At 70.4% G+C, this 26,803-nt stretch carries 31 protein-coding genes; 21 read left to right on the top strand and 10 right to left on the bottom strand.

What is annotated here, in order from left to right; genetic code table 11:
* Positions 1–10: 10 nt before the first annotated feature.
* Positions 11–559: a hypothetical protein gene (locus tag RQP53_RS16735; protein ID WP_315651814.1), complete on the top strand. Its 549-nt coding sequence runs from the start codon at positions 11–13 to the stop codon at positions 557–559.
* 62 nt (positions 560–621) lie between these two features.
* Here RQP53_RS16735 and RQP53_RS16740 read toward each other — a convergent pair whose 3' ends face one another.
* The 10 genes from RQP53_RS16740 to RQP53_RS16785 form a co-directional block, all read right to left on the bottom strand.
* Complete coding sequence (locus RQP53_RS16740; protein ID WP_315651815.1) at positions 622–1,398, bottom strand: DUF6683 family protein; 777 nt, start codon at positions 1,396–1,398, stop codon at positions 622–624.
* Between the two features lie 30 nt (positions 1,399–1,428).
* Positions 1,429–3,045, bottom strand: coding sequence for a hypothetical protein (locus RQP53_RS16745; protein WP_315651816.1), 1,617 nt, complete (start codon positions 3,043–3,045; stop codon positions 1,429–1,431).
* Positions 3,046–3,054: 9 nt separating this feature from the next.
* On the bottom strand, positions 3,055–3,756 hold the full coding sequence (locus RQP53_RS16750) for a DUF6683 family protein (RefSeq protein ID WP_315651817.1): 702 nt from the start codon (positions 3,754–3,756) through the stop codon (positions 3,055–3,057).
* A gap of 227 nt (positions 3,757–3,983) precedes the next feature.
* Positions 3,984–5,093 (bottom strand): TolB family protein, encoded by a 1,110-nt coding sequence (locus RQP53_RS16755; RefSeq protein WP_315651818.1) that lies wholly within the window; start codon positions 5,091–5,093, stop codon positions 3,984–3,986.
* A 49-nt stretch (positions 5,094–5,142) separates the two neighbouring features.
* A complete protein-coding gene (locus RQP53_RS16760; RefSeq protein ID WP_315651819.1) occupies positions 5,143–6,078 on the bottom strand; it encodes a hypothetical protein in 936 nt (311 codons plus the stop codon).
* Positions 6,079–6,300: 222 nt separating this feature from the next.
* The gene (locus RQP53_RS16765; RefSeq protein WP_315651820.1) at positions 6,301–7,068 is read right to left on the bottom strand and encodes a hypothetical protein; all 768 of its coding nucleotides are present in this window, start codon (positions 7,066–7,068) and stop codon (positions 6,301–6,303) included.
* Between the two features lie 172 nt (positions 7,069–7,240).
* Complete coding sequence (locus RQP53_RS16770; protein ID WP_315651821.1) at positions 7,241–7,942, bottom strand: DUF6683 family protein; 702 nt, start codon at positions 7,940–7,942, stop codon at positions 7,241–7,243.
* The gene (locus RQP53_RS16775) at positions 7,939–8,559 is read right to left on the bottom strand and encodes a GNAT family N-acetyltransferase (RefSeq protein WP_315651822.1); all 621 of its coding nucleotides are present in this window, start codon (positions 8,557–8,559) and stop codon (positions 7,939–7,941) included. Before RQP53_RS16775 ends, RQP53_RS16770 begins: the two co-directional genes overlap by 4 nt.
* Entirely contained in the window at positions 8,556–8,867 is a 312-nt protein-coding gene (locus tag RQP53_RS16780) for a flagellar biosynthetic protein FliO (protein WP_315651823.1), read from the bottom strand. The genes RQP53_RS16775 and RQP53_RS16780 overlap by 4 nt, the downstream gene beginning before the upstream one ends.
* Positions 8,868–8,879: 12 nt before the next feature.
* A complete protein-coding gene (locus RQP53_RS16785) occupies positions 8,880–10,082 on the bottom strand; it encodes an EscU/YscU/HrcU family type III secretion system export apparatus switch protein (RefSeq protein ID WP_315651824.1) in 1,203 nt (400 codons plus the stop codon).
* A gap of 684 nt (positions 10,083–10,766) precedes the next feature.
* Here RQP53_RS16785 and RQP53_RS16790 point away from each other — a divergent pair.
* From RQP53_RS16790 to RQP53_RS16885, 20 genes are all read left to right on the top strand, one after another.
* A complete protein-coding gene (locus RQP53_RS16790; protein ID WP_315651825.1) occupies positions 10,767–11,192 on the top strand; it encodes a lytic transglycosylase domain-containing protein in 426 nt (141 codons plus the stop codon).
* A 17-nt stretch (positions 11,193–11,209) separates the two neighbouring features.
* Entirely contained in the window at positions 11,210–13,219 is a 2,010-nt protein-coding gene (locus tag RQP53_RS16795) for an FHIPEP family type III secretion protein (RefSeq protein WP_315651826.1), read from the top strand.
* 49 nt (positions 13,220–13,268) lie between these two features.
* On the top strand, positions 13,269–15,005 hold the full coding sequence (gene sctC, locus RQP53_RS16800) for a type III secretion system outer membrane ring subunit SctC (RefSeq protein WP_315651827.1): 1,737 nt from the start codon (positions 13,269–13,271) through the stop codon (positions 15,003–15,005).
* Positions 15,006–15,012: 7 nt separating this feature from the next.
* On the top strand, positions 15,013–15,990 hold the full coding sequence (locus tag RQP53_RS16805) for a SctD/MshK family protein (RefSeq protein WP_315651828.1): 978 nt from the start codon (positions 15,013–15,015) through the stop codon (positions 15,988–15,990).
* A gap of 67 nt (positions 15,991–16,057) precedes the next feature.
* Positions 16,058–16,354: a hypothetical protein gene (locus RQP53_RS16810; RefSeq protein WP_315651829.1), complete on the top strand. Its 297-nt coding sequence runs from the start codon at positions 16,058–16,060 to the stop codon at positions 16,352–16,354.
* On the top strand, positions 16,354–16,728 hold the full coding sequence (locus RQP53_RS16815) for a hypothetical protein (protein WP_315651830.1): 375 nt from the start codon (positions 16,354–16,356) through the stop codon (positions 16,726–16,728). The genes RQP53_RS16810 and RQP53_RS16815 overlap by 1 nt, the downstream gene beginning before the upstream one ends.
* On the top strand, positions 16,728–17,477 hold the full coding sequence (gene sctJ / locus RQP53_RS16820; RefSeq protein WP_315651831.1) for a type III secretion system inner membrane ring lipoprotein SctJ: 750 nt from the start codon (positions 16,728–16,730) through the stop codon (positions 17,475–17,477). Before RQP53_RS16815 ends, sctJ begins: the two co-directional genes overlap by 1 nt.
* The gene (locus RQP53_RS16825; RefSeq protein WP_315651832.1) at positions 17,470–18,021 is read left to right on the top strand and encodes a hypothetical protein; all 552 of its coding nucleotides are present in this window, start codon (positions 17,470–17,472) and stop codon (positions 18,019–18,021) included. The genes sctJ and RQP53_RS16825 overlap by 8 nt, the downstream gene beginning before the upstream one ends.
* Positions 18,018–18,665 (top strand): FliH/SctL family protein, encoded by a 648-nt coding sequence (locus RQP53_RS16830; protein ID WP_315651833.1) that lies wholly within the window; start codon positions 18,018–18,020, stop codon positions 18,663–18,665. Before RQP53_RS16825 ends, RQP53_RS16830 begins: the two co-directional genes overlap by 4 nt.
* A complete protein-coding gene (locus tag RQP53_RS16835) occupies positions 18,662–19,990 on the top strand; it encodes a FliI/YscN family ATPase (protein WP_315651834.1) in 1,329 nt (442 codons plus the stop codon). Before RQP53_RS16830 ends, RQP53_RS16835 begins: the two co-directional genes overlap by 4 nt.
* A complete protein-coding gene (locus RQP53_RS16840; RefSeq protein ID WP_315651835.1) occupies positions 19,987–20,472 on the top strand; it encodes a hypothetical protein in 486 nt (161 codons plus the stop codon). Before RQP53_RS16835 ends, RQP53_RS16840 begins: the two co-directional genes overlap by 4 nt.
* A 271-nt stretch (positions 20,473–20,743) precedes the next feature.
* Positions 20,744–21,214 (top strand): hypothetical protein, encoded by a 471-nt coding sequence (locus RQP53_RS16845; RefSeq protein ID WP_315651836.1) that lies wholly within the window; start codon positions 20,744–20,746, stop codon positions 21,212–21,214.
* On the top strand, positions 21,211–22,125 hold the full coding sequence (locus RQP53_RS16850) for a hypothetical protein (RefSeq protein WP_315651837.1): 915 nt from the start codon (positions 21,211–21,213) through the stop codon (positions 22,123–22,125). The genes RQP53_RS16845 and RQP53_RS16850 overlap by 4 nt, the downstream gene beginning before the upstream one ends.
* Positions 22,126–22,129: 4 nt before the next feature.
* Positions 22,130–23,230, top strand: a complete 1,101-nt coding sequence (locus RQP53_RS16855; protein WP_315651838.1) for a sensor histidine kinase — start codon at positions 22,130–22,132, stop codon at positions 23,228–23,230.
* Positions 23,227–23,874 (top strand): response regulator transcription factor, encoded by a 648-nt coding sequence (locus RQP53_RS16860; RefSeq protein WP_315651839.1) that lies wholly within the window; start codon positions 23,227–23,229, stop codon positions 23,872–23,874. Before RQP53_RS16855 ends, RQP53_RS16860 begins: the two co-directional genes overlap by 4 nt.
* A gap of 21 nt (positions 23,875–23,895) precedes the next feature.
* A complete protein-coding gene (locus RQP53_RS16865) occupies positions 23,896–24,570 on the top strand; it encodes a hypothetical protein (RefSeq protein ID WP_315651840.1) in 675 nt (224 codons plus the stop codon).
* A gap of 39 nt (positions 24,571–24,609) precedes the next feature.
* On the top strand, positions 24,610–25,266 hold the full coding sequence (sctR, locus tag RQP53_RS16870) for a type III secretion system export apparatus subunit SctR (protein WP_315651841.1): 657 nt from the start codon (positions 24,610–24,612) through the stop codon (positions 25,264–25,266).
* The gene (sctS, locus tag RQP53_RS16875; RefSeq protein ID WP_315651842.1) at positions 25,263–25,535 is read left to right on the top strand and encodes a type III secretion system export apparatus subunit SctS; all 273 of its coding nucleotides are present in this window, start codon (positions 25,263–25,265) and stop codon (positions 25,533–25,535) included. Before sctR ends, sctS begins: the two co-directional genes overlap by 4 nt.
* Positions 25,535–26,320: a type III secretion system export apparatus subunit SctT gene (sctT, locus tag RQP53_RS16880; protein WP_315651843.1), complete on the top strand. Its 786-nt coding sequence runs from the start codon at positions 25,535–25,537 to the stop codon at positions 26,318–26,320. The genes sctS and sctT overlap by 1 nt, the downstream gene beginning before the upstream one ends.
* Positions 26,321–26,386: 66 nt before the next feature.
* On the top strand, positions 26,387–26,785 hold the full coding sequence (locus tag RQP53_RS16885) for a hypothetical protein (RefSeq protein ID WP_315651844.1): 399 nt from the start codon (positions 26,387–26,389) through the stop codon (positions 26,783–26,785).
* Positions 26,786–26,803: the final 18 nt, after the last annotated feature.

The raw sequence follows: 26,803 nt of genomic DNA on the forward strand, positions 1-26,803 counted from the left end.
GGTCGCGCGCATGCTGGAGCTTGAGCTGCTGACCCTGCCCGTTGAACTGCGCCAGGCGCTGGAGCGCGCCTGGCCGGACTGCCCGGAGGCGCAGCGGCGCGCGCTGCTCGGCCCCTGGGCCGCGCAGGGCTGGCGCAGCGTCTGGCCCGGGCAACTCTGGCCCTGGCAGGGCAGCCAGCGCTGGTGGCGTGCCGGCCAGGCGCGCACCTGGCGCGCGAGCTTCGAGCACTTCTTCAGCGCCCAGCGGTCAAACCTGCTGCAGACCAGCGGCCCGCGCCTGTTCGACCCCGATCAGCCCTTTTTTGCGACCCCCTGGACCTTGGCGCGGGTGCTGCTGTGCAGCCCCGTGCCCGAGGTCTTCAGCGACGCCGAGTACTGGGCCGCGACGATGCAGCTGTTCGGTGGCGACGCCGATCTGGCGGCCAGCGAGATGCGCGGCTGGGCAGCCACGCTGCAGCAACATGGGGCCACCGCGCGCGGCATGAAGCGCGACCGTTGGTGGCAAGAAACACTGGCGGTGATGCGCGCCTCGGCCAGCGGCGATCTGGGCAGCCTGTAAGAGCGAGGCAGCTGGCGGCCCCACGGTCAGCCGTCCGCGGCGCCATGGCGCTACAGCGCCATTCAACGCACTTCCAGCCCCTGCTCGCCGATCACCATGCGCTCCACCGGCACGCCCAGCGCCAGCTCCAGGTTGGCGCGCGCCGCATTGCGGAAATGCAGTTCCTCGTTCGGGCTGGGCTGGCGGCTCAGCTGCTCGCGGTAGACGGCCATGAAGGTGCCCACCATGGCCATCTGCTCGAACAGGCTGCGCCGCGTGGCCGGGCTGGCCTGACGGATCACCGGGCTTTGGGCCAGCACGCCCTGCATCTGCAGCACCAGGGTCTTGAACTGTTCGTCCGGCACCTGCTGCTGCATGAAGGCGGCGTAGTTGCCGGCAATGAAGGCGGCCACGCCGGCGGCGAGGTCATTGGGTGTGAGGCCCAGCTGCGTCTCCAGCTTCTGCCAGAACGAGAACGAGGCCTCGTAGGCCCGCGCCATCGCGGCGCGCTTGTCCGCCGGGAAGCGCTGCGCCAGCTCGGCCGCCGATTGGGCGATCTGCACCGGGCCTTCGGTCTGCAGGGGCGCATCGAAGACGCCAACGCCGCCCCCCTGGCGCGCGGCCGGGAGCGTGGCGATGCCGGCGAGGCCCGCAGGGGCCGGGGTGGTGGCTGCAGCGGCCGGCGCCGTCGTGCCTGCGCGTGGCGCCGGCTTGGCCAGCATGGCGCGCATTTGCTCGGCCAGGCTCTGCGAGGGCGCTACCTGCGCCACGGCAGGCTGCAAGAGGCAGCCCAGCAGCAGCAGGAGCGTCGGGCCGAAGCCGTGCCGGCGTTGGCGGCGTTGGGATTCAAGGGCTTGCATGGATTTTTTCCTCCTCAATGGAATGGGTGATCAGTCCTGCGTCAAACTGCCGCTGCCCACGTAGACGGTCTGCTGCTTGTCGTAGACCGGGAAGCTCAGCAGCCGCTCCTGGTGGCCATCGTCGAAGCTGAGCGTGATGACGTAGCCCTGCAGCTGGTAGCGGCCACGGCGGCCGGCCCCGTCGTCCAGCTGGCTGCCGCTGAAAGCCCCGGCGCCGCCGACGGTGCCGCCGGCCACGCTGCGGCTGCCCTGGCCATCGCGGCGCGAGCTGGCAGAGATCACCGCGCCATTGCCGGCCGCCATGCCGCCCGAGCTGGAGAGCGACTGCTGGCTCTGCTCGAAGCGCCCATCGGCCCCAAAGCGAATGCGCCGCGTGCTGCTGGTGCTGGCGCCCATCAGGCTGCCGTAGAAGCTGCTGCGGCTGAAGCTGCCGTCGAGCTTGCTGCCCTCGGCCCAAGGCCGGACCGCATGGTGCTTGAGCGGCCGCCACTCGCCGACGGCACGTCCGTCGTCGTCCTGTGCCTGCAGTTCATAGCCCTGGCCGCTGCGGCGCCAACGTGCCCAACGCTGCGGCTCCAGGCGCCGCGAGGCGGCCACGTCGAGCTGGTCGGGCGGCATGTCGGGCCGCAGGTAGGCCGTGCCATCGCGCAGCAGGTAGCAGACGTCTTCGGCCCAGCTGGAACCGCCGTCGTAGCGGCCCTCGCCATGGATCAGCACGGCCGCCAGATCCTTGTCTGCGATGCCGCGGCCCGGCGCGGCCAGCACGCGCTGGCGCAGCACCGCCTGGCGCCGCAGCGGCGCCTGAGGCAGCGCGGCCGGCTGCAGCGCCGCGCCCTGCGGCACCAGCACGGCGTCGGAGAGCCGGGCGCGGCCAGTGCTGAGCGTGGTCAGCACGCCGCGCAGCACCAGCTCGCGGCCCACCCAGGCCTCGGCATCGAAGCTCAGCTCGATCACCGCATCGGCGCGCCGCTCCTCGCGCTGCTGGACCAGCACGAAGCGGTCCTGATCGCCGGACCAGCGCTGCACGCGCCCTTTGACATAGACCGGCGGCAGCGCCTGGCGCGCCGCTTCCAGCGAGAGTGCGGTCCAGCCGCCCTTGTGCGCCTCGGCCAGCGCGGGAATCTGGCTGGGCAGCAAGACCTGGCCCCGCGCCGGCTCAGGGTCAATGGCAGGCATCTCGGGCGGGTTCACCAGCTTGGCCCTAACCAGCGCCTTCGCAGCCCCGCGCGCCTGCGGAAACAGGCTGGCGGCATCCATGCCCGGCCCGCGCCAATCCTGCAGCAGCGATGCACAGCGCGCCTCGGGGTCCGCCTCGCTGAGCACACGCTCACGCATCACGGCCGCCAGCTCCTGCCCCGGTGTCCGGCCCTTTGCATGGCGCCGCCCCAGCGCCGCCACCACCATGCGCAGCGGTGCGATCTGCTGCTGCTCGCGCCAGCTCACCCAGGCGTCCAGCATGCGCGGGTAGACGTTCACGCCCAGCTCGCCGCAGGCCTGCAGCGCGGCTTCGGACATCTGGTCCAGGCTGACCGCATCGACCAGCTGCTGCAGCGTCGCCGCATCGACGGGCAGGTTCTGGGCTTCAGCCGCGCAGGGCAGGCTCAGCAGCGCGGCCAGAGCCCAGTTGGCCGACTTGGATCGCAGCATGTCCTGGCCTCAGTGCAGTTGCAGGCCTTGCGGCGTGAAGCGCAGCGTGTCGGCCGCGTCGCCCAGGGCCACGCGCAGATTCGCCCGCGCCGACTGGCGCAGGTTCTCCAGCACTTGAGGCGACTGCTGGGCGCGGGTCTCGAAGGCTGTGGCCATGAACATGCCCAGCAAGGCGCAATGCTCGTAGAGGCGGCGTCGGTCCTCGGGGCTGATGCGCGCGATCAGGTCCTGCACCGCCGCGCTGTTGCGCAGCTGCTTGCCGGCGGTCGCGACCCAGGGCTCGTTCAAAACCTCGCCATGCAAGACCTGGTAGTTGCCGGCCAGCAAGGCCACCATCGCGCCGGCCACGTCGTCCTGTGGCCAGCCAAAGCGCTGCTCGATCAGCTGGTAGGCCGGCATCAGCTGCACATAGAGCTTTTCAAGCGCCGCCCGATGTGTGGCCGGCACCGCGGCGGACAGCTCGGCCGCACTGCGCGCCACGCGCGGCGGCGCCAGCGGCACGGCCACCGGCTTGCGCGTGGCCGCCTGAGGCTTGGTCGCCTCGATCATCGCCTGCTGGTTGAGGAAGGTATTGCTGATGAAGGTGGAGGTCGGCGCCGTGTAGGTGTAGGCGAACTCCATGACGTACTGCGCCTGCGCGGGCGCCGCCAGCATCAGCGCGGCCGTCAACAGCGCAAGCGTTCTCGACGCGCTGGCAGCTTTGCGCTCCATGCGCCACAAAACGGAACGACTGGAATTCACGGCTCCCCCCTGAGCTTCATCATTGCGCTGCATTGTTAACGTCTACAGCGCGCGCCCTCTACCCCCAATTTCGTGGAAATCATGAGCGCTTGTCAGTGACGAAACAGAAGGTTTCTGGGTGCGCTGGCTGCGGCGCGGCTTGACGAGACCTTTGCGATCCATGCGCCGCATGCCCTGGGACTCTAGAGACCTGGCAATCACGGCGTCCAGGCAAGCACCGAGCAGCCCAATGAATGGGGCCGCCCACTGCGGTTGTTGACGGTAAAGCCCAGGCTGCCCGGCAGCCCGGTCAGGCCCTTGACCATGCGCAGCTCCACCGGCGTGTAGTACTGGTCGCAGCCACCGATGCAGCCGCCGCCGGTGCAAAAGCCGCCGGTGTCGACGGTGTAGGCGACAAAGCGCCCGTCGGGCGACCAGGCGGCGCCGCCAAAGGCCTTGACGTCGGTGAACTGCTCGAAGTTCGTGCCATCGACATTGCCGATCCACAGGTCCGACTGCGCCGGCACCGCACCGCGCAAGGACATCTGCACGATGAAGCGCTTGCCGCTCGGGTCCACGGCGAACTGGCCCATCTTGCGATCGGCGGGCAACTGCAGCTGCGCCACCTGCTGCTGCTCGCTGCTGCCCAGCGCGCCGATGCGCATGCGCCCGCTGGTGCGACTGATCAGCAGGTAGCGGCCATCGGGAAGCCAGGCGAAGTAGTCGTCATCGTCGATGAGCAACAGGACCTGCTGAGTCGAGAGGTCCACGACCTTTTCGGTCACAGCGCCTATCGTGCCTGCGCCCTGCATCCACTTGACCAGGCGCTTGTCCACCGGCGAGGGCACCAGGCCACGCACATTGCCATCCGGCTGCAGTTGGTAGACAGTACTGCCAGTGGCGCGATCAAAGACCTTGACGGTGCTGTAGTCGTAGCGCGCGTTCCAGCTCGTGACGGCGTACTGCCGTCCGTCGGTCCAGGCATAGACATCCACATCGCTCTGCAAGGTGACATCCTCCGGCAGCGCGCCGTCCAGATGGGCCAGCTGCACGCCGCTGCGATAGTCCAGCGCATAGTTCTTGACCCACAGCGTGCCGCTGGGTGAAGCAGGCGTTGGCGTTGGCGTGGGCGTGGGCGTGGGCGTGGGCGTGGGCGTGGGCGTGGGCGTGGGCGTGGGCGTGGGCGTGGGCGTGGGCGTAGGTGTAGGCGTAGGCGTAGGTGTAGGTGTATGGGGTGTGACCGGAGGCTCGGAGCCACCACCGCCACAAGCCACCAGGCTTGCGCCGACACACAGGCCCACAGCCAAGGTCTTCAGAGTTTGTTTCATGATGGTCTCGAGTCGATTGAATCGGGTTCAAGAAAGGGCCAGGTCTTGCTCAACGCACCCAGGCGGCCAGCTTGCAGGCGCGCGTCTTCGAGGGCTTACCGCCTTCGCTGACGAATATTTCCCGCGCAATCGGGTGCGGGTGGCCGAAGCCCAGGCCGTCGACATCGCGGGCGTCGGCCGGGATGCGCCAGTTGCCGCAGTCACCGCTGACGCGCCCCTGCGGCACCCGGCTGGAAAGGGTGTCCATGCGCAGCGAAATCTCGCGGTCGTCCGGCGACCACAGCGGGTAGTTGAAGAGGCCTTGCACGGTCAGGCGCTGCTGTGCGCTGCCGTCGATGGCGGCGACCCAGGCATCGGTCCAGATGACGCTGCGCTGCTCGGAGCGGATGTAGATCACGGCCAGGCGATCGCCGCGATGGTTGAGCCGCCAGACGCCGATGCGCATGCCCGCAGGCGGCTGCAGCCGGCCGAGCGGCTGCCAGACACCATCGGGGCCGGCGGTGGAGATGTCGCCGCTCTTGTCGTTGATCCGGTAGAGCCGCCCATCCGGCAGCACCGCGATGTCATCGTCCACGCCCTGCGTGCTGAGCACGCCCAGCATGCGCCCCTCGCGCAGCCTGACGACAAAGGCCTGCCGGCCGTCCGACGCGCCGACCACGGTGCGCAGCAGGTACTGCTCGGGGTCGCCGAATACGGGACCGACGATGAAGGTGCCGGCGGGCACATCCTGCGTGAACAGCAGCTTGGCCGAGCCGGCCTCATGGACGGACAGCGTCGTCAAATCCTTGGACTTGGGGCGGTAGATCGCGAACTTGCGATCCCCGTCGAGCGACTGGAAATAGTTGCCCAGCGGCGCATTGGGCAGATCACGGACCGGCAGTTCCGTGCCGCTCAGCCCGTCCAGCGAACTGCGCGTCAACGTGCCGTAGAAATCACGGAACAGCACATGGCCCTGGGCGTCGCCGGCATGGACGCCTGTGCTCACCCATGGCGCCAACAGCAGCATGCAGCCGAACGCCAGAACGCGGCCGAGCGAAGTCCGAGCGCACTGTTGCCAGCGCGACACATCAAGGCGTGACGGAGACCGTGATGGCGCTGTGGATCTGTCTGACATCGGTTGAGGCCTGCTTCCAGAAATGCAAAGACCGCGTACTCCTCTGATGGAGCACGCGGTGCGAGACCCGTCGCCGGGTCTGATCGAAGTCGATTACTGCTTGCGAGCCATCGAGGACAGCGCTTCGCCCAGTGCCTTGATGGCGCTGGAGTAGGTGTTGTTCAGCATGCCGTATTCCTGGCTGGTGGCCTGGAACTGCGTCATCAGCTGGTTGAACTTGCGGGCATTGGCCTGGTCCTGGCTCTGCGCGCCCGCGAGTGCACCGCCCTTGCCGCCCTGGTCAAGCTTGGCGCCAGCATCGGCGACAGCCTTGGTGGTGCCGGCCGACTCCTTGTCGAGCGCGGTCATCTGCTCGCTCAGCGAGACCATCTCGGCGGCCTTGTCGCCCAGATGCTCGCCCATGGCACGGGCGATCGCCTGCAGCCAGCCCTTGCCGGCCGGCGCGCCGCCGGAGCCGTCCGAACCGTCAGCACCCGAGGCCTTCTTGCCGAGCGCCTTCAGGATGGCGGCGGTCAGGTCATTGGCGAAGTTATGCTGGAACTCCTGGATGGCCGAACCGAAGTGGTCCTTGGCGGCATTGGTGGCCGCATCCGGCACTTGGTGCTGCAGGCGGCCCAGGGTGTCGCCGACCTTGGCCTTGACTTCGTCGCCCAGGAACTTGGGCATGCCGTGGTTGCTGACCAGGTTGTCGACGACCTGGTTGAAGGCCTGGCCGATGGCCTGGTTGAGCAGGTTGCCGACGGCCTGGCCGATCATGGAACCGATCGGGCCGCCGAAGACGCCCCCGACGATGCCGCCCACGGCGCCCAGGATGCCACCGGCACCGCCGCCACCGAACACGCTGCTAACTGCTGATCCCATAAGAACCTCCGAATGCTTGAGTGAATGATTGAATCGAGTGCCGGCTTGCCGGCCAAGGTGAGTTCATGTCCTGATCGCGATCGTTGCGGCGATGGCGACTTGAAAACACCGCCACTTCGACCCGTCGCGGCGCAAATCTCGCTTTCATCGATCTGCGCTGCTGACGGTGTCATTACACGGGCCCACTGCGCAGCTGGCGATCTGCTGCTGCTCCTAATTCGCCGCCTGGCAGGCTAGGGTTGACCGCAGTACTGACGTCCAGACTGCGCAGCCTTGTGCACAGCAGCTCCAGCTCCAGGCCCAGCACCGTCTGCAGACTGTTGCGCGCCAGCCAGCGTGCCGACTCCATCGCGGCGCCGCCCTCGTGGCTGGCCTGCAGCGTCCATTCACCGAGCGCCGCGGTCAGCACGGCCAGGCGCTCGAACAGGGTCTGGCGCTCGGCCAGCGAGGCCTCGTCCCAGGGCAGGCTGTCGATCACCCAGGCCTCCAGCCACAGCGTGATCGCGGCCCAGCGTTCGCGGGTCAGCGCCAGCTGGTCCTGGGCCTGCCAGCAGGCGCCCAGGAAGCCGGCCAGGGCCAGGCCCAAATCATCCAGCGGGCCCGGCGCCAGCTGGTGGCGGAAATGGCTCAGGCATTGGCGCGCCAGGTTCTCGGGCAGCTGCAGCCCGGCGCGCGCCAGCACGCCCAGGCAGCGCGCCGAGAGCGCCTCGGCACCATCGCGGCGCGGCAGCAGCCAGCGCGTGCCATGCCAGCCGGAATCCGGCTCGCGGTAGGGTGTCTGCGCCAGGCGGCTGCCGCCCAGCGCCTGCTGCAATGCCAGCGCCAGCGCACTCTGCCAGGCGCCGCGGTGTTCGTCGGCCTTGCTTGCGTTCATCCTTGCACTCCTTCGCGGTTTGAGAGGGTGGCGCGCCGCATGCGCTCGCGCCAGGGCATGCGCCGCGCCAGCTGCCATTGCGCACGCTCCAGCGCAAAGGCGTCGGCCGGCCGGCCTTCGTAGACGGTGCGCTGCCGCAGCGCAAAGCCCAGCGTCTCCAGGCAGAAGCGCGCGCTGCGATGCAGCGGGTCGCACAGGCCCCAGACGCGCGGCGCAGCGAGCTGCTCGAAGGCATGGGCCAGCAGCAGCTCGCCACCTTCCAGGCTCAGCCGGCTGCCCCAGTGGCTGGGCAGCAGGCGGCTGCCCAGCTCGGGCTCGTCGCCAGCGGCCCCGAGCGCCTGGGCGTTCTCGCCCAGCGGCATCAGGCTGAACCAGCCGGCGAAGCGTGCCGGCTCCGTGGTGCTGCAGTGCCAGATGCCCAGGCCGGGATGGCGGGCATAGAAGCCCTGCAGCGCCTCGATGAAGCGCGCCGCCCAGAGCGGCTCGTGCAGCGGCTGCTCATCGGGCAGCAGCGCCCGCACGCGCGCATCCTGGTGCAGCGCGCATAGCGCCGGCGCGTCGCCGGCTTCGAAGCGGCGCAGCCGCAAGCGCGCGGACGCGGGCAGCGCCGGGCTCATGAGGCCTCCGGCAGACGGCCGGCTTCGAACTGCGCCTGCAGATCCTGCAGCGGCCAGCGCGCCAGCACATTGACGCTGCCGGCACTGACACCCAGCATCCAGCGCTCGCCGGCATGCTCGATCAGCACGACACGTTCGCGCGCACCGACGGGCAGCGCGCGCACGAAGCGCAGCGTCTGTGTATCGGCGCCAGCGCGTGTGCCGGGTCGCTGAACGGAACGCCAGGCGCGCAGCAGCAACCAGGCCAGGCCCAGCACCAGGCTCAGGGCCAGCACAGTACGCAACAGGGTGAACCACAGGTCTTGCATGGAGTACGGCTTTCAACAGGGCTGGAGGCGCGCATCCAGATCAGGGTGCGGGGTCAGGTCTTCACCCGGTGCCGGTCGTATGGCGGGCGCCGCGCTGCCATCGCGCTGCAGCGGGTCCGCCTGGCGCGCCTCCCAGCGCAGCTGCTCGCGCACGCTGTCGGCCCAGAGGATGACTTCGGCGATCACGTCGAACAGCTCGGCCGGCACCAGCTCGCCCTCCTCGCAGCGCGCCAGCAGCTCGCGCGCCAATGGCACATTGCGCACGATGGGCACGCCGGCTTCCTCGGCCGCCTCGCGCATCGCGCGGGCCACATGGTCCTCACCCTTGGCCGCCACCGTCGGCACCGGACAGCGGCCACGCTCGTAGTCGATCGCGATGGCCACATGGGTCGGATTGACGATCAGCGCGTTGGCCCCGCGCGCGGCAGCGGACTGGTTGCGCTCGCTCCACTCCGCATGGGCCTGCTTGCGCTGCTGCTTGAGCATCGGGTCGCCCTCGTTGTCCTTCATCTCCTGGCGGATGTCGCGCAGGCTCATGCGCATTTTTTTCAGGTAGCGATGGCGGGTCCAGAGCGCGTCCAGCAGGGCCACGGCGGCGAACACCGCGATCGTCCAGCCGAGCAGGCGCCAGCTGGCGATCCAGCTGAGCGCGCCAAAGTGCTGGGCCGGTCGTTCGAGATCGGTGGACAGGCGCAGCGCATCGGGCAGCAGCAACACGCCGAGACGCCAGCCGATCAGCAGCAGCAGCGCGGTCTTGAGCACGCCCTTGAGCAGTTCCATCAGGTTGTCCAGCGAGAACATGCGCTTGATGCCGGCCGCCGGGTTCAGGTGCTCCATCTTGGGCGTGACCTTCTCGAAGGCCAGCACGGCCCCGACCTGCAGGAACTCGACCAGCAGGCCCAGCACGGCCACCGGCACCAGCAGCAGCGCAATGAGCCAGGCGCTCAGCTCGGCACAGGCCCAGCCCAAGCGCGCCGCCTGCGCGGCAAAGCCCTCGCGCGTCCAACCCTGGGCGATGTCGGCGAACAGACGCTCCCACAGCGCGGCCAGGCGGTCGCCCGCCAGGTCCAGAACCAGCGCGCTCATCAGCAGCCAGACCAGCAACGTCGCCGTGCTCGTCAGTTCCTTGCTCTTGGAAACATCGCCCTTCTTGCGCGCATCCTGCAAGCGCTTGGGCGTGGGCTGCTCGGTCTTGTCGCCTGCATCCTCAGCCATGACTCCCTGTCTTTCGCGTGCTGCTGCGCCCGCTCAAAAAGCGAACGACCACGCACCGCGCCGCAACGATGCCCTGCTTCGACCGGCTTGCGTGCGACAAATGTTTCTACGCGTTAACGTGGGGGGTGCTTGCTCACTAATAAGAAGATGGGTGGCCTTGACCCTGGTTCGTTACGTCTGCTTGCAACCGTCACGACAAGCCGAGCACTTGTCGGCATAGTTCCGACGCAAAGGCAGAGCAATGCCGGAAAACACCGACAGAGAGGGGCCCAGGTGAGCAATACATCACACAAACAGCAAGGCCAAGCGCTGCGACCGCTGCGCCGTTCGGCTCCGTGGCAGCCGCAGCGCGCCGCCTTGCTGCTGATGAGCGCAGTCTTGCTGCCAGGCCTTGCGCCGGCGGGCGGCTTGGCCACCACCGACTGCCGGCAGCTCGCGCTCGACGCTTTGCTGCAGACCGATGCACGCTGCCAGCACCCCAGCCTGACGGCGCCGCCCGCGGCGACCGCCACGCCGGCTGCATCGTCGATGACGGCGGTGCCGCAGCCGGCCGCCATCGAAACGCCGGAAGCGATATTGCAGTTTGATGAAAAACGTTTGCGACCTCTGCGGCCAGCGCCCCAATCGGTTATGCCAGCGTCACGCGATTCGTCGTCATTGACAGATATACGGCGAATCCTGAGCTTGGATCCCTTGGTGCAGGCGACCGCGCAACGCCATGACATCGACCCGCTGCTGCTGCATGCGCTGGCTCATGTGGAGTCGCGTCATCGCAGCGAGGCCGTTTCGCCCGCGGGTGCCAGAGGCCTGATGCAGCTGATGCCGGCGACGGCGCGTGGCGTGGGCGTGGCCGACGGCGGCCTGCACGAGCCGGCGCAAAACCTAGAAGCTTCGGCGCGCTACCTGAAGCTACTGCAGCAGCGCTTTGGCAATGAACTGAGCCTGGTGCTGGCCGCCTACAACGCCGGCGAAGGCGCCGTCGAGCGCCATGGCCGCCGGGTGCCGCCCTATGCCGAGACCCAGGCCTATGTGCGCGATGTGCTGGCCCTGTACCGGCAGCTGCGGCTGCGCCTGCTGGCACCCGGCCTGCGCGCCAAGGGCCGCGCCTGAGCGAACAGGGAAACGCCATGAGTGACGTCAACAGCAGCAGCCTGGCGCGCTACTTCGCGGCCACCGACACGCCGCGCGAAGGCTTGATCGCGCGCTTCAGCGATCTGTTCCTGGTCGGGGCCATCGTCGCCATCGTGGCGCTGATGGTGCTGCCGCTGCCGCTATGGATCATCGACTTCCTGGTCGCCGTCAACATCGCCTCGGGCCTGGTGCTGCTGCTGATCGCCGTCTACGTGGCCGGCGCGCTGGAGTTCTCGGTCTTCCCCAGCGTGCTGCTGATGAGCACGCTGTTCCGGCTGGCGCTGTCGATTGCGACGACCCGGATGATCCTGCTGCACGCCGATGGCGGGCACATCATTGCGACGTTCGGCAAGCTGGTGGCCGGCGGCAATCTGGTCGTCGGCCTGGTGGTGTTCCTGATCATCACCGTCGTGCAGTTCATCGTCATCGCCAAGGGGGCCGAGCGGGTCGCCGAGGTGGCGGCGCGCTTCTCGCTCGATGCGATGCCGGGCAAGCAGCTGTCGATCGACTCGGACCTGCGCTCCGGCCTGATCGACAAGGACGAAGCCAAGCGCCGCCGCCGCGTGCTGGAGATGGAAAGCAAGCTGCACGGCAGCCTCGATGGCGCGATGAAGTTCGTCAAGGGCGACGCGATCGCCGGCATCGTCATCATCCTGATCAACCTGCTCGGCGGCCTGGCGATTGGCGTGCTGCAGCAGGACATGAGCGTCGGCGAGGCCGCGCACCGCTATTCGATCCTGACCATCGGCGAGGGCATGGTGGCGCAGATCCCGGCGCTGCTGGGCGCGATGGCGGCCGGCCTGCTGGTGACGCGCACCAATGACGAGGAGCATGACCGCCACCTCGGTGACGCGATCCGCAAGCAGCTCGGCGCCAAGCCGCGCGTCCATCTGATGGCCGGCGCGATCTGCCTGCTGATGGCCGTGGTGCCTGGCTTTCCGGCGCTGGTGTTCGTGATGCTGGCGCTGGTCTTCGGCGCCACCGGTGCCCTGCTGCTGCCGGCCGGGCGCGACTGGCTGGCAAGGCGCATGCCGGCGCTGGACGCCGCACAGCGCCGCGCCCCCGTCGCCGCCGCGCTGGCCACGGCACTGCCACGCGCCCGCCCCTCGGTGCCCTTGCTGCTGGAGCTGCCACAGCCGCTGCTGACGCCTGATGGTGGCTTGGCCGTGGCCCGCGCGCTCGAAGGCCTGCTGGACGAGTTCCAGTTGGAGCTGGGCCTGGCGCTGCCACGCATCGCCCTGCACGGCCGGCTGGAGCATGGCGGCTGGCGATTGCTGGCCCATGAGGTGCCCTTGGCTGAAAGTGCCGAAGGTGCCGCCATGCTGGACATTGCCACGCTGGTCGCCGCGCTGCGCCAGAGCCTGCGCCGCCATGCCGCGCTGTTCATCGGCATCCAGGAGACCAGCGAGCTGATCAACCGCGCACAGGCCGAGTTGGCCGATGTCGTCAAGGAAGTCCTGCGGGCCCTGCCGATCCAGAAGGTCACCGAGGTGCTGCGCCGCCTGGTGTCCGAGGAGGTCTCGATCCGCAATCTGCGCGACATCCTGGAAGCGCTGGCCGAGGCCGGGCAGCGCGAGAAGGACGTGCAGGCGCTGACCGAGATGACCCGCATCGCGCTGCGCCGCCAGACCCATCACCGGCTCGCGCCGGGTGGCGAGCTGCGCGCGCTGATGCTGTCCAGCGCGCTCGAAGAACAGCTGCGCCAGGCGCTGCGCAGCAGCAATGGCGTGACGCAGCTCGCGATCTCGCCCGACGAGGCGCGCGCCCTGGCCGCGCTGGTGCGCGCCGAGGCCGACGCGCTGCGCCCGCAGGCGCTGGTCTGCGCGATCGACCTGCGCTGGCATCTGCGCAAGCTGCTGGAGCACGACTGCTTCGAGCTGCCATTGCTGTCCTTTCACGAGCTGCTGCCCACGCTGCGCCTGACGCCTCTGGCCCATCTGGTGCCGCCGCAGCTCACCCTCGAACCCGAGCCAGCGGCCGGCCACACCGGCCTGCTGGCGGCCTGAGCCGAACCGCGATCCCACGATGAAACCGCTGAATCCACTGTTCAAGTCCATGAGCTCCCTGCTCGGCCTCGGCTGCCTGGCCCTGGGCGCACCGGCCGCCCCGCTGCCCGACAAGCTGCCCGCGTTGAAGCTGGAAGCGCGCGAACAGCCGATCGAGCAGTTCCTGCAGAACCTGTTCTCGGCCAGCGAGATCCCGGTGGTGATCAGCGGCGCCGTGCAGGGCCAGGTGAACGGCCGCTTCGAAGGCACGCCGGCCCGCCTGCTGCGCGATCTGAGCCGCGCCTACAACCTGCTGCCCTACTACGACGGCGGCGTGCTGCACATCAGCCCGGCGGCCGAGACGCAGACGCGCAGCTACCTGCTGGCGCCGGCCGTTGCCAGCCAGGTGCTGCATGCCGCCGAAACGCTGGCCCTGCCCGATGCGCGCAACACGCTGCGCCAGGGCAGCGATGGCGCCCTGCAGGCCATTGGCGCGCGCCGCTTCGTGCAGCAGATCGATGAACTGGTGCGCCAGGTGCGCCCCGCTGCGGCCAGCGGCACCGCCAACCCCTGGGCGCCGGCCCAGCAGCAGCCACTGCCGGACTACCGCATCTTCTACCTGCGCTATGCCTGGGCCCAGGACGTGCCGATGAGCTTTGCCGGCCAGCAGAGCACGCTGCCCGGCGTGGCCAGCATCCTGCGCTCGCTGGTCGGCCAGGGCAAGAGCGGCCGCAGCGCGCCCATGCCCGACCCGGCACGTGCCCAGGGCAGCCAGCGCCTGCGCAGCAGCCCGGCGCGCAGCAGCACGCTGGGCTTCAATGACGAGCCGCTGCCGCGCGGCGCCGAGACCCTGGTTGCCGCGCTGAACCAGGCCGGCTATGCGCCGACACCGAGCGGCGACGTCGCGGAGGCCGCGCCGGCCGAGTTCAGCCCGCGCATCGAGGCCGACCCGCGCCTCAATGCCGTCATCGTGCGCGACCTGCCGGAGCGGCTGGACCGCTACGCCGCACTGATCAAGGCGCTCGACGTGGAGCCGCAGGCGGTCGAGATCGAGGCGACCATCATCGACATCAACACCGACCGGCTGCGCGAGCTGGGCGTGGCCTGGCGCTACAACCACGGCAACTCCAGCCTGATGCTCGGCAAGGGCGACGCCAGCGACCTGGCGCTGAACGGACGCAGCGACGTGACGCCGAGCGCGCGCGGCGGCACGCTGTCGGCGGTGCTCGGCGACCGCTACCCCTTCGTCGCCCGCATCAACGCACTGCAAAGCGACGGCGCGGCCAAGGTGCTGTCCAGCCCGCAGGTGGTGACGCTGTCCAATGTCGAGGCAGTGTTCGACAACAGCTCGACCTACTACGTGCGTGTCGCCGGCCGCGAGGATGTCGACCTGTTCAACGTCAGCGCCGGCACGCGGCTGCGCGTCACGCCGCATGTGTTCCGCGAGGGCGACGAGACGCCGCGCATCAAGCTGTTGGTGCAAATCGAGGACGGCGGCCTGACCGGCCAGAGCGTCGACCAGCTGCCCATCGTCGAGCGCTCCGGCATCAACACGCAGGCCCTGATCAGCGAGGGCCAGAGCCTGCTGATCGGCGGCATGGTGCGCGACAGCGCCAATGCTGGCGTCGACAAGATCCCGCTGCTGGGCGACCTGCCCGGCATCGGCGGCCTGTTCCGCAGCCAGCGCAAGGGCAGCCAGCGCATCGAGCGCATGTTCCTGATCACGCCACGGCTGGCCACGCCCCAGGCCGGCAGCGCCGCGCTGGAAAAGGCGCGCCAGCCGCTGGCCACGCCACAAGCCGAGTGAGCCGACGATGAGCAGCGCCCTGAGCCCGATCGAGATGCAGGAGCTGCGCGTGCTGGCCGGCGCGCAGGCCGGCGCCCGCGCGCCGCTGCTGCCGGGCCAGGCCTGCCTGGTCTGCGGTCTGGCCGCCGACGCCTTTGCCGAAACCCAGTTCGCCGACGTGCTGCTGCACAGCCTCGCGCCCTTCCAGCTGCGCCTGCTGCCAGCCGGCCAGGGCCGCTTCCAGCTGCAGCTGCTCGAAGGCCAGGCCTGGCTGGGCGAGCAGGCGCTGCAGCCCGGCGAAACGCCATGGCCCTGGCTGCCGGGGCAGCTGCTGCAGCTGGGCGACACGGTGCTGGCCTATGGCCCGGCCGCACAAGCCCATTGGCCCGAGCCGGTGCTGCTGGACGAGCCAGCGCGTCCTGCCCTCGCTGCACCTCGGCCCCACCGCTCCGCCACCCGCCCCGCCACGCAGGCCGTCGAACGGCTGCTGGCGCTGGGCGGCCTGTGCCTGCTGGCCACCGCCACGGCCATGGGCCTGCAGACCAGCACCGCGTCGCAGCCGAATCTGGCGCTGGCCGCGCCCAAGCCCAGTCCCGCGCCAGCGCCGGACCTGCTGCCGCGCCTGCTGGAGCTCTACCGCCTGCATGGCGTGGCGGCCGAGGGCAAGCAACTGCCGGACGGCACGCTGCAACTGCAGACCACCGAGGTCGATGCGACGCGGCTGCAGGCCGCCGAGGCGGCGGCGCGGCGCGAGATCCCCGGGCTGCCGGCCTGGCAGCTGCTCAGGCAGACGCCCCCGGCGGCGGCGGCCCCGGTGCCGCGCGAGGACCCGGCCAAGCGCCTGGTCGCCGTCGTCGATAGCGCCGACAACCCCTTCTTCATCACCGCCGATGGCAGCCGCTACTTCACCGGCGCGCTGCTGCCCAGCGGCCATCGCGTCGTCCAGATCGCCGAGCGCAGCGTCTGGGTCGAGCGCGACGGCCAGCGCCTGCGCCTGACGCTTTGAATACCCGTCTCCTCACCATCTCCCCACCGTCCCACCCACCGTCCATCCACCACACACGGAGCCTTTCATGAGCAACACCCTTCTGAACACCCTGGCCAGCAGCCCGGTCAGCAGCACCAGCAACAACGGCAAGACCGGCGGTTCCTGGTTCGAAGCCATGGCCGACGCCTGGGGCCAGGCGCTGGACAAGCAGGCCAGCGACATCGAGACCAAGTCGGCCGCAATGAACAACGGCGGCGACAAGCCGGCCGACGTGACCGAGCTGACCGCGATGTCGCTGAAGATGAGCTTCCTGGCGAGCAGCTCGCACACCGCCGTCTCGACGGTCGGCTCGGCCCTCGAAACCATGGCGCGCAAGCAATGATGCAGGCCGCGCTTGCCCTTTCGGTGCCGGCGCTGCAGCTCGGTGGCACGGCCCTGCCTGTGGCGGGGCCGGCCCCCGAGGCCCTGGCCTTCGAGCGTGCGCTCAGTGGCGCGGCCCAGCGGGTCGAGGCCAGCGGCGCGCCCTCGGCGGCCATGCGCGAGCTGGTGCGCCCGCTCGACCACATCAATGCCGAGGCGCGCTCGCTGGGCATCGATGCGCGCGCCGCCGCCGCGGCCGATCAGGCCCTCAGCCCTGGCGAACTGGTCAGCCTGACCGTGCGCTGCCAGGAGTTCATGTTCCATTGCCAGCTGACCTCGAACATCGCGAACCGCACGTCCGAAGGTCTGCAGCAACTGTTCCGCCAACAGTCCTGATGAACACCTCGCGCCTGCTCCCAACGCTGCTGATGTTGCTGCTGCCCCTGCTGCTGGTGGCCTGCGGCGACCAGACCCTCTACGCCCGCCTCGACGAGCGCCAGGCCAATGACATGGTCGCCGCGCTGCGCCAGGCCGGGCTGTCGGCGCAGAAGCAGGCGCGCGAAGAGGGCTTCGAGGTGCTCATCGCGGAGAGCGACTTCGCCCGCGCGGTGCAGCTGCTCAAGGCCCAGGGCCTGCCGCGCGAGGATTACGACAGCCTGGGCAAGGTCTTCAAGCGCGAGGGCTTTGTCTCCACGCCGGTCGAGGAGCATGCACGGCTGATGCATGCGCTGTCGCAGGAGCTGTCGCACACGCTGACCAGCATCGACGGCGTGCTGCAGGCGCGCGTCACCCTGGTGCTGCCGGAGCGGCATCCGCTGTCCGACAAACCGCGTCCCTCGTCGGCCTCGGTGATGATCAAGCACCGCGCCGGCATCGACATCGACGCGCTGGTGCCCAAGGTCCGCGCGCTGGTGGTCAACAGCGTCGAGGGCCTGCCCTACGAGAGCGTCTCGGTCGTGCCCTTCGCGGCCGACCCGCTGCCAGCGGGTGTCAGCGCGAGCCCGAGTCCGCTTTCGCTGCCCGCCGTGCTGGGCGGCGTGCTGGGCCTGAGCTGCCTGGGCGCCGCGCTGTGGCTGGCCTGGCGCCGCGGCCGTGCGGCTAGCCTTGAGCCGCAGCAGGCCTTGGAGGGCGGCAGCGATGTCTGAAACCTGCAGCGCGCTCACGCTGCGCGCGCAACTGGCGCGCCAGCTGCTCGATGAAGCGCCGCTCGAGGCCCGTTCGCTGAGCTGGGCCCAGCTGGCCGGCGCGCCGGACTGGCTGGCGCTGGACAGCGCCGCGCTGCAGCAGCTGATGCTGCGCTGCGGTTCGGTGCTGGCCGCGCCGGCCTTGCGGCTGTGGATCGCCGGACCGGCGCGCGAGCGTGCCCGCGCGGTGCTGGGCGTCGCCTGGTGGCGCCAGCTGCGCGCCCAGCCCGACTGGCCCAGCCTGCAGACCGGCCCGGGCACCGGCCTGCCCGCCGCGCTGGACGGCTGGCCCGGCGAGGTCGCCCCTGAAGCGCTGGCGCAGCAGTTCCGCGAGGCCGGCGCCGCCGTGCTGCTGGCCAGCCTGCCGCATGGCGCGCTGCGCCATGCGGCGGCACGCCGGCTCGGCCCGGTGGCCGCCTGGGTGATGCCGCAGCCCACCGCAGGGGCCGTGCTGCAGGCGACGCTGCAGCTGCAGCAGCGCCTCGGCGAGGAGGACGGCGCATGAGCGGCTATCTGCTGTGGCGCGCCCGGCCCGAGGCGGCGCTGGGTCTGGTCAGCGATCAGCGCGTCGTGCCGGCCGCCGACGCACCGGCCCTGCTGCAGGCCCAGGCACTGCTGGCCCGCGTCGACCAATTGCTCAGCGAGACCGAGGCGCAGTGCCAGGTCTTGCGCGACGCCGCCCGCGAGCAGGGCCTGCGCGAGGGTCTGGCCGAAGCCGAGGCGCGCCTGCAGGCCCGGCTGGATGAGGCCCAGGCGACGCAGCTGGCCCAGCTCGCCGCCGCCAACCAGCAGCTGCGCCAGCAGTGGCAGCAATCGCTGGCCGAGCTGGCGCTGGCGATCCACAACAAGCTGATGGGCGAGCTGCCCGCGCAGGAGCAGCTGGCCCGGCTGGCCCTGCAGGCGGCTCGCGAACTGCTGCCGGCGCGTTGCTGGCGCCTGGCCGTGTCACCGGCCCAGCTGGCCGGCCTGCGCGAGGCGCTGCAGGCGCTGGACCCGCAGAACCGCGCCGGCCTGCAGGACACCGAGCTGATCGCCGACCCCGCGCTGCCAGCGCTGGGCTGCCGGCTGCTGACCGATCTGGGCAGCGCCGATGCCAGCCTGGAGACGCAGCTGCAGCGCATCGCCAGCGCCTGGGGGCTGACGCGATGAACAGCGCGCTCGAAGCGACGCCGGCCCTGCAGCTGGCCCAGCTGGCGCGCTTGCGCACGGTGGCCACGCTGGGGCGCGTGGTTCAGGCCAGTGGCACGCTGCTGCGCGCCACCGGCGTGCAGGCGCGCATCGGTCAGACCTGCCGCGTCTTCGATCCGCTGCAGCCGCAGCAGGCGGCGCTGCAGGCCGAGGTGATAGCCTTTGCCGGCCAGGAGGCCGTGCTGGCGCCGCTCGGTTCGCTGCAGGGCCTGCCGGTCGGTGCGGCGGTCGAGGTGCAGCAGGAGATGGCACAGCTGCCCAGCGGCGCGGCGCTGCTGGGCCGCGTCATCGACGCCTTCGGCCAGCCGCTGGACGGCGGCGCCCCGCTCGATGCGCTGCCGCGCGTGCCGCTGTACCGCGAGCCGCCGGCGCCGCTGCAGCGCCGCATGATCGAGCGCCCGCTGGTCTGCGGCGTGCGTGCCATCGATGCGCTGCTGAGCGTCGGCGAAGGCCAGCGCCTGGGCATCTTCGCGATGGCCGGGGGCGGCAAGTCCACGCTGCTGGGCATGCTGGCGCGCAACACGCGCGCCGACGTCAATGTGATCGGCCTGATCGGTGAACGTGGCCGCGAGGTGCGCGAATTCATCGAGGACAGCCTCGGCGCCGAGGGCCTGGCGCGCTCGGTCGTCGTCGCCTCGACCTCGGACCGGCCGGCGCTGGAGCGCGTGCGCGCCGCCCATGCGGCCACGGCGATCGCCGAGGGCTTTCGCGATCAGGGCGCCCGCGTGCTGCTGATGATGGACTCGGTGACCCGCTTCGCCCGCGGCCTGCGCGAGCTGGGCCTGGCGGCCGGCGAGCCCGCCGTGCGGCGCGGCTACCCGCCCTCGGTCTTCGCCGAGCTGCCGCGCCTGTTCGAGCGCGCCGGCGCCGACGACAAGGGCTCGATCACCGCCTTCTACACGGTGCTGGCCGAGGACGAGGAAGGCAGCGACCCGGTGGCCGAGGAAGTGCGCTCCATCCTCGACGGGCACCTGCTGCTGTCGCGTGCCCTGGCGCAGGCCCAGCACTACCCGGCCATCGACGTGCTGGCCAGCGCCAGCCGCCTGGCCGGCCGCGTCACCGGACGGGACCAGCAGCGTGACGCGGCGCGGCTGCGCGCCCTGCTGGCGCGGCACAAGGAGGTCGAGTTCCTGCTGCGTGTCGGCGAGTACCAGTCCGGCAGCGATGCGCTGGCCGATCAGGCGATCGCCCGGATGCCGCAGATCGAGGCGCTGCTGCGCCAGGCGACCGATGAGTGCAGCGACTGGGACGGCTGCCTGCAGCAACTGCGGGAGCTGGTGCAATGACGAGCAAGCCCGGCCTGAGCCCCGATGCCGCGCGCCAATGGCTGCGCCTGCGCGAGCTGAAGCTGCAACGCGAACGCCAGGCCCTGGGCGCAGCCTTGCAGGCCGAGGCCGCGCAGGCGGCGCTGCTGGCGCAGTGCGAGGCCGCCGCGGCCCACAGCCGGGCCCGGTTGGAGGCGCTGAAGACCCGCTGGTCCGGCCCCCGCAGCGGCGATCTGGCGCGCTGGGGCACCCAGCTGAGCCTGCACCGCGCGGCGCTGGACGAACGGCTGGAACGCGACGACTACGCGCTGCTGCTGGAGCAGCAGAATCTGCAAGAGGCTCAGGCGCACACGGCGCAGCAACGCCGCGCGCTGCAGCGTGCCGAGGCGCGCGAGGCCGCCGTGCAGCAGAGCCTGGCGCACTGGCGCCGCGAGCGCGCGCAGTCGCAGGAGCGGGCCGCCGAGCTGGAAGCCGAGGAACGGCCGACGCGGGGGTCGCGCTGAGATGCAGATCCGCCCAGCACTCAATCCCGCCATGGCCGGCAGTCGAGCGACAACGTCTCGAGCAACGGCAACGGCAACGGCAACGGCAACGGCAACGGCAACGCCCGCGGCGCATGGCGCCCTGCGCAGCGCGAACCGCCTTGAGGACGAGACCAGGGCGCGCGAACTGGAGACGCTGCTCGCCGACGCCGCAAGGCACGGCGATGTACCGCCACCGCCCGCGCCTCATCCGCCGAGCGCGGCCGCACAGGAGACGGCACAGGATGCCGCAATGGACACCGCACGGGACGCCACGCAGGACGGCCCACGCTGGATCGTCCAGTTGCCGCCCCCGCCCTTCGATGGCCGCAGTGGCGCCAGCGACGCCACGGCCACACGCAGCCAGCCGCTGCAGGACGAGCCCCTGGGTGTGCAGCGTCAGCGCAAGGCCCTGCTGCAAGCCTCGCATCTGCCGGCCGCAGGCCAGGCCCCCGACGCCATGACACAGGCGCTGCAAGGCCGCTGGCAGCTGGAGCTGCCGCAGATGGGCCCCGGCGAACACCTGCTGCTGGAGCGCCGGGAGCCCGGCGCCCCGCTGCGCCTGAGCCTGCACAGCGCCGAGGCCAGCCCCTGGCGCCAGCAGCTGCCCGCGCTGGAGCGCCGCCTGCGCGAGGCCGGCCACCGCCTGGCCGAGCGCCGCAGCGAGGCCGCGGATGAGGACGACGCGCTGCCGCGCGTCGAAGCCCGGGAGCGCACGCGATGAATCCGATCCAGGCCATCAGCCTGCAAGACCCTTGGGCCGCCTGGGCTCAGGCGCTGCAGCAGAGCGAGGCGGCGCTGGCCACAGCGTCCGGTGCGACGCCGGAGGTGCAGGGCAGCCCCGCCGTGCCGGCCATGTCCGCCTCGACCGAAGCCGCCACGCCGGCACAGGAACCGCTGGCCGCCCCGACCGAGGGCACGGCCACCGAGGCGCGCCTGGCCTTGCTGCCCGGGCTGCCGGTGCTGCTGCGCCCCTTGCATGCACCGGCCGAATCGCGCGTGCCGGCCTGGCCCTGGCCCGAGCTCGAACGTCTGCTGGCCCAGGACGATGAGGCGAAGGACGCTGCGGACGCCGCGGACAGCGCTGCGCTCAGCGCGCAGCCCGACGGCGCGACTTCACCCGCCTTTGACGAGGGCGGCGATGGCGATCCCACCGAGCCGCTACCTGCCTGGTTGCCCGCCCTCTTGCAAGGCCTGCGCCGCGCCGCGCAGGCGCCGCAGTCCGCCGCAGCGCTGCGCGCCCTGCTGCGCAGCTGGCACGCTGGCCGGCCGGCGCTGCTGGCCTGCCCCAGCGGCCTGCTCGCGCTGCAGCCAGGCAAGACCTGGCACTGGCGGCGCTGGTCGGCGCAATGGCATCTGAGCCGGCCGATGCCGAATGAACACTGGTGGGCGCTGCGCCTGGGGCTGGACCCGCAGGGACGCCCGCAGCCGCTGCGTGAGCTGGCCGGCGCCGAAGCCCCGCTGGACCCGGGACGCGTCAGCTGCGAGCTGCGCCTGCATGGCCAGGCGGCGCAGCTGGCGCGCTGGCGCTCGGTGCTGGTGCAGGCCGCAGCGGCGCCCAGCCTGCTCGCGCTGCTGCGCCAGGGGCCGCTGACCTGGCTGCTTTGCACGACCCGCCTGTGGCCTGGAGCTTGATGTGATGAACGGACGACTCGATCTGCGCCACGACGCGCTGCTGCAGGCCATGGGCGAACTGGGCCAGGCGCTGGCCCTGCTCGATGGTGACTTCCTGCTGGCGCTCAATGGCGCGATGCTGGCCCTGCTGCCCGGCCAGCCGGGGCAGCTGGCCTCGCGCTGGGTCGCCGGACTGGAGGGCCTGGCCGCGGTGCTCGCTGCCGAGCCGGGCCAGCGTCTGCGCTGCGGTGAAAGCGGTGAATTCCAGGCCGAGACGGCGCTGCTGTCGGACGGCCGGCGCCTGCTGCGCCTGATCGATGAACGCCAGCGCCTGCAGCAGCTGCAGCGCCAGCTCGACGACCGCGAAGGCCTGCTGTTCACCTCGCGCTCGCTGACCGTCAGCGAGATGGGCTCGGTGCTGGCCCATGAGCTGAATCAGCCGATCGGCGCGACCGTCAATCTGCTGCGCGGGCTGAAGCTGCGCCTGGCACGCAAGCTCGGCGCGGCCAGCGAGGAGCTGCTCGCGCTGGACAAGGCGGTGCAGCAGGTCAGCTACGCCAGCCAGGTGATCGCCCGGGTGCGCGACTACACGCAATCGCGCCAGCCCAAGCTGTGCCGTGTCGACCTGAAGCCGCTGGCCCGCGACAGCCTGGCCCTGCTGGACTGGGACCTGCAGCGCGAGGGCGTGGCCGTGCAGCTGCGCCTGGGTGACGCGGGCGCGCTGGTGCAGGCCGACCCGGTGATGCTGCAGCAGGTGCTGGTCAACCTGCTGCGCAATGCGCTCGATGCGCTGCGCCTGGACCGGCCGCCCGCCCCCTTGATCGAGCTGGAGCTGAAGCTGGCCGGACGCCGCGCCGAACTCAGCGTGGCCGACAACGGCCCGGGCATCACGCCGCAGACCGAGGCGCGCCTGTTCCTGCCCTTCAGCTCGACCAAGCCCAATGGCATGGGCCTGGGCCTGTCGATCTGCCGCTCGCTGATCGAGATGCACCAGGGCCGGCTGTGGTTCAGCCGGCGCGACAGCGGCGGCTGCTGCTTCCATATCAGCCTGCCGCTGCTCGATGAACGCGCCACCGATAGCAGCGCCCATGCCGTCGGGCGCACCGAGAAGGAAAGCCTGCCATGAGCGACAAACGCCAACAGATCTACGTCGTCGACGACAACCCCGACTTCCGCAGCTCGCTGCGCTTCTGGCTGGAGGGCTTTGGCTGCGAGGTGCGCGACTGGGGCGATCCGCGCGAGGCGCTGCAGGCGCTCTCGCGCGTGGCCGTCGGCGCCACGCTGCCCGAGGCCAGCTGCCTGATGCTCGATGTGCGCATGCCCGAACTCAGCGGCCTGGACCTGCACGATGCGCTGCAGCAGCGCGGCGTCACGCTGCCGGTGATCTATATGAGCGGCCATGCCGATGTGCCGCTGGCCGTCGCTGCGATGCAGAAGCGCGGCTCGGTGACGCTGCTGGAAAAACCGCTTGACGATGAGGCGCTCAGCGCGGCGCTGGAGCGCGCGTTCAGCCATGCCGAGGTCGACACCGGCTGGGTGCCCGAGGCCGAGGGCTGCCGCGAGGAATTCGAGCGCCGCGAACGCCAGCTCTCGCCGCGCGAGCGCCAGGTGCTCAGCTGGGTCGTCAAGGGCCTGATGAACAAGCAGATCGCCGACGAGATCGCGCTCTCGCTCAAGAGCGTCGAGCTGTACCGCTCGCGCGGCATGCGCAAGATGAAGGCGCGTTCGGTCAGCGAGCTGACGCGCATGATGGTCAGCCGCCGTGCCTGAAGCCTCTCACGGAGTCCCGCGATGAACCCGCATGCACGCCCCCAGGCCAGCCACTGGCACTTCTGCAGCGAAGGCGGCGCGCTCGAGCTGCTGCTCAGCGACACCGAACCCGGCGCCTGCTGTGCCGCCGAGGCCGTGTTGCGCCTGGCGGCCGCCGCGCCGCTGTTGCAGGCGCTGGAGGCCGCCGGCCTCGCCGATGGCAAGACCTGGCACTGGCTGCCTGAAGCGCCGGCGCGCCCGCTCGGCCAGGCCGAGGCCAGCGGTCTGCTGGCCACCGGCATGCAGGCACCGCTACAGGCCCGCCTGCATCTGCCCTGGGCGAGGCTGCGCGCGCTGCCAGCGGCGCTGGCGCTGCCCGGCCTGGCCTGGCACGCGGCCCGTGGCGAGCAGCTGCTGGGCCGCTGGGCGCTCAGCGCGCAGGAACGCGCGGCGCTGGAACCCGGCGCGCTGTTGCTGCTCGACCCTGGCTTTCGCCACGAACTGCGCGCCTGCGCCGAGGCCCCAGCGCAGGCCGAGGCCTGCCAGCTGGTGGCGCGCTGGGCCCAGCCGCTGGCGCTGGAACAGCTGCTCGGCTGGCAGGCCTTCGAGGCCGGGCCCGCCGACGAATGCCTGCTGCTGGACGAGGCGCGCCAGTGCATCGCCCGCGGTCGCCTGCTGCCCTTCGGGCACGGCGAGGCGCTGCGCATCGAAGGCTGAAGCCAGCGGCCACACCCTCTCACAAGACAAAAGCCTCCCATGGATCTGAGCAGCTTCACGCCCGCCTCGGCACTGATCACGGTGATCGTGCTGGCGCTGGCGCCCTTTGTCGCCGTCATGGTGACCTCGTTCACCAAGCTGGTCGTCGTGCTGAGCCTGCTGCGCAATGCCATGGGCCTGCAGCAGGTGCCGCCCAATGTCGTGATGAACGGCCTGGCGCTGATCCTGAGCATCTATGTGATGTATCCGGTCGGTGTGCAGATGCAGCAGCAGCTCGGCAGCGCAGCGCTGAGCGACAAGGGCTCGACCAGCCAGCTGCTGGCCGCCGCCGACCGCGCCAAGGAGCCGCTGCGCGAGTTCCTTTTCCAGCACAGCCGGCCGCTGGAGCGCACTTTCTTTCTGAAGACCGCGCAGCGCAGCCTGGCGCCGTCGCAGGCGTCCGAGCTGAGCGAGCGCGACTTCCTGATCGTCGTGCCCGCCTTCACCGTCAGCGAGCTGAGCGTCGCCTTCGAGATCGGCTTCCTGATCTTCCTGCCCTTCCTGGTCGTCGATCTGGTGATCGCCAACATCCTGATGGCCATGGGCATGCAGATGCTCTCGCCCACCACCGTCTCGCTGCCCTTCAAGCTGCTGCTGTTCGTGCTGATCGACGGCTGGGTGAAACTGACCCATGGCCTGGTGCTGACCTACCAATGAATGCCGAAGTCATCCAACTGACGCAGCAGGCCCTGTGGCTGGTGCTGCTGCTGTCCGCCCCGCCCATCCTGGTGGCGGCCATCGTCGGCCTGCTGATCGCCTTCGTGCAGGCGGCCACGCAGCTGCAGGAGCAGACCCTGCAGTACGTGGCCAAGTTCTTCGCCATCGTGCTGACGATCTTCATCACCGCTTCGCTGCTGGGCGGCGGGCTGTACCGGCTCGGCGACCGCGTGTTCAGCGAATTCCCAGGTCTGGTGAGGCAGCGCTGATGCCGCCGTTCTGGATCGGCAACGCCAGCGACACGGCCCTGCTGCTGGGCCTGCTGGCGATGCGGGTGGCGGTCGCCTTCCTGCTGGTGCCGCTGTTCACGCAGGATCTGCTGCCGGCCATCATCCGCAACGCGCTGTTCCTGGCCCTGGCCCTGCTGGCCCTGCTGCTGCAGCGCCCCTTGAGCCTGCCGCTGAGCGCCGCCGCCTGGTTGCAGGCCTATGCCGGCGAGGCGCTGATCGGCCTGGCGCTGGGCTTTGGCTATGCCGGCCTGATGTGGTCCTTCGAGATGGCCGGCCAGCTGATCGACAACAAGATCGGCTCCTCGCAGGCCCAGCTGATGGACCCGCTCTCGGGTCACCAAACCTCGCTCACCGGTGCCTTCCTGGCGCGGCTGGCGAGCTGGGTGTTCATGGCCTCGGGCGGCTTCATGCTCTTCGCCGCCACACTGCTGGACAGCTTCGCGCTCTGGCCGGTCGGCCAGCCCTGGCACTGGCTGCCCTCGGGCGCGGCGCTGTTCGAGATCGAAGGGGGCCGCTGGCTGCGCAGCGCCTTGATGCTGGCCGCACCGGCGCTGCTGATGCTCTACCTGGTCGACGCCGTGCTGGGCCTGACCAACCGCTTCGCCCCGCAGCTCAATGTGTTCAGCCTCTCGATGTCGCTGAAGTCCATCGTTGGCCAGCTGGTGCTGCTCTTGCAATTGGGCAGCCTGGTCAGCCTGCTCAACCAGGACCTGCTGTCCCGGCCGGCGCGGGTGTTGGACTGGCTGCGGCAGCTATTGGGTTAGCATCCCGCGCATTCGACGCCGGGCGGCACGCGGTTTGTACGGCCAGCCTGGTGCAGAGGGAGGATCATGCTCAAGTTTCTTGTTCGCTGCCTGACGCTGGTGCTCAGCGCGGTGCTCCTGCTCGACGCCCTGCTGTCCCCACGCACAGAGCTCGTCCAGCTGGACCGACACAGCAGCGAGTCATCGCGCATCAGCCCCGCCGAGCGCAGTTACACCCTTCATTTCGCCGGTGGCAGTGTCGAGCACTGCTCCGTTGGCTATCTGGTCTACAAGCAGCTCGCCGATGGCGACGCCCTGACCGTGCGTGCCAGCCGCATCATAAAAATGTGTACGCAGATCCGCCGCGGCGACGAGCTGATCGAATCACACGAGCACTGGCGTTGGATGGCTGTATTGGCGGCCCTGCTGGGCTTTGCCGTCGCATTCGGGTGGATTCGACAGGAAGACGCGGAAATCCGCTGGTAGTCGCCGGCGCACCACTGC

This window comes from Roseateles aquae (assembly GCF_032337115.1).
GTDB classification, from domain to species: Bacteria; Pseudomonadota; Gammaproteobacteria; order Burkholderiales; family Burkholderiaceae_C; genus Roseateles_C; species Roseateles_C aquae.

Coding starts and splice junctions, on each gene's coding strand:
- RQP53_RS16735 (WP_315651814.1), top strand. CDS start 11: ATGCTGGAGCTTGAGCTGCTGACCCTGCCCGTTGAACTGCGCCAGGCG.
- RQP53_RS16740 (WP_315651815.1), bottom strand. CDS start 1,398: ATGCAAGCCCTTGAATCCCAACGCCGCCAACGCCGGCACGGCTTCGGC.
- RQP53_RS16745 (WP_315651816.1), bottom strand. CDS start 3,045: ATGCTGCGATCCAAGTCGGCCAACTGGGCTCTGGCCGCGCTGCTGAGC.
- RQP53_RS16750 (WP_315651817.1), bottom strand. CDS start 3,756: ATGGAGCGCAAAGCTGCCAGCGCGTCGAGAACGCTTGCGCTGTTGACG.
- RQP53_RS16755 (WP_315651818.1), bottom strand. CDS start 5,093: ATGAAACAAACTCTGAAGACCTTGGCTGTGGGCCTGTGTGTCGGCGCA.
- RQP53_RS16765 (WP_315651820.1), bottom strand. CDS start 7,068: ATGGGATCAGCAGTTAGCAGCGTGTTCGGTGGCGGCGGTGCCGGTGGC.
- RQP53_RS16770 (WP_315651821.1), bottom strand. CDS start 7,942: ATGAACGCAAGCAAGGCCGACGAACACCGCGGCGCCTGGCAGAGTGCG.
- RQP53_RS16775 (WP_315651822.1), bottom strand. CDS start 8,559: ATGAGCCCGGCGCTGCCCGCGTCCGCGCGCTTGCGGCTGCGCCGCTTC.
- RQP53_RS16780 (WP_315651823.1), bottom strand. CDS start 8,867: ATGCAAGACCTGTGGTTCACCCTGTTGCGTACTGTGCTGGCCCTGAGC.
- RQP53_RS16785 (WP_315651824.1), bottom strand. CDS start 10,082: ATGGCTGAGGATGCAGGCGACAAGACCGAGCAGCCCACGCCCAAGCGC.
- RQP53_RS16795 (WP_315651826.1), top strand. CDS start 11,210: ATGAGTGACGTCAACAGCAGCAGCCTGGCGCGCTACTTCGCGGCCACC.
- sctC (WP_315651827.1), top strand. CDS start 13,269: ATGAGCTCCCTGCTCGGCCTCGGCTGCCTGGCCCTGGGCGCACCGGCC.
- RQP53_RS16805 (WP_315651828.1), top strand. CDS start 15,013: ATGAGCAGCGCCCTGAGCCCGATCGAGATGCAGGAGCTGCGCGTGCTG.
- RQP53_RS16810 (WP_315651829.1), top strand. CDS start 16,058: ATGAGCAACACCCTTCTGAACACCCTGGCCAGCAGCCCGGTCAGCAGC.
- RQP53_RS16815 (WP_315651830.1), top strand. CDS start 16,354: ATGCAGGCCGCGCTTGCCCTTTCGGTGCCGGCGCTGCAGCTCGGTGGC.
- sctJ (WP_315651831.1), top strand. CDS start 16,728: ATGAACACCTCGCGCCTGCTCCCAACGCTGCTGATGTTGCTGCTGCCC.
- RQP53_RS16825 (WP_315651832.1), top strand. CDS start 17,470: ATGTCTGAAACCTGCAGCGCGCTCACGCTGCGCGCGCAACTGGCGCGC.
- RQP53_RS16830 (WP_315651833.1), top strand. CDS start 18,018: ATGAGCGGCTATCTGCTGTGGCGCGCCCGGCCCGAGGCGGCGCTGGGT.
- RQP53_RS16835 (WP_315651834.1), top strand. CDS start 18,662: ATGAACAGCGCGCTCGAAGCGACGCCGGCCCTGCAGCTGGCCCAGCTG.
- RQP53_RS16840 (WP_315651835.1), top strand. CDS start 19,987: ATGACGAGCAAGCCCGGCCTGAGCCCCGATGCCGCGCGCCAATGGCTG.
- RQP53_RS16845 (WP_315651836.1), top strand. CDS start 20,744: ATGGACACCGCACGGGACGCCACGCAGGACGGCCCACGCTGGATCGTC.
- RQP53_RS16850 (WP_315651837.1), top strand. CDS start 21,211: ATGAATCCGATCCAGGCCATCAGCCTGCAAGACCCTTGGGCCGCCTGG.
- RQP53_RS16855 (WP_315651838.1), top strand. CDS start 22,130: ATGAACGGACGACTCGATCTGCGCCACGACGCGCTGCTGCAGGCCATG.
- RQP53_RS16860 (WP_315651839.1), top strand. CDS start 23,227: ATGAGCGACAAACGCCAACAGATCTACGTCGTCGACGACAACCCCGAC.
- RQP53_RS16865 (WP_315651840.1), top strand. CDS start 23,896: ATGAACCCGCATGCACGCCCCCAGGCCAGCCACTGGCACTTCTGCAGC.
- sctR (WP_315651841.1), top strand. CDS start 24,610: ATGGATCTGAGCAGCTTCACGCCCGCCTCGGCACTGATCACGGTGATC.
- sctS (WP_315651842.1), top strand. CDS start 25,263: ATGAATGCCGAAGTCATCCAACTGACGCAGCAGGCCCTGTGGCTGGTG.
- sctT (WP_315651843.1), top strand. CDS start 25,535: ATGCCGCCGTTCTGGATCGGCAACGCCAGCGACACGGCCCTGCTGCTG.
- RQP53_RS16885 (WP_315651844.1), top strand. CDS start 26,387: ATGCTCAAGTTTCTTGTTCGCTGCCTGACGCTGGTGCTCAGCGCGGTG.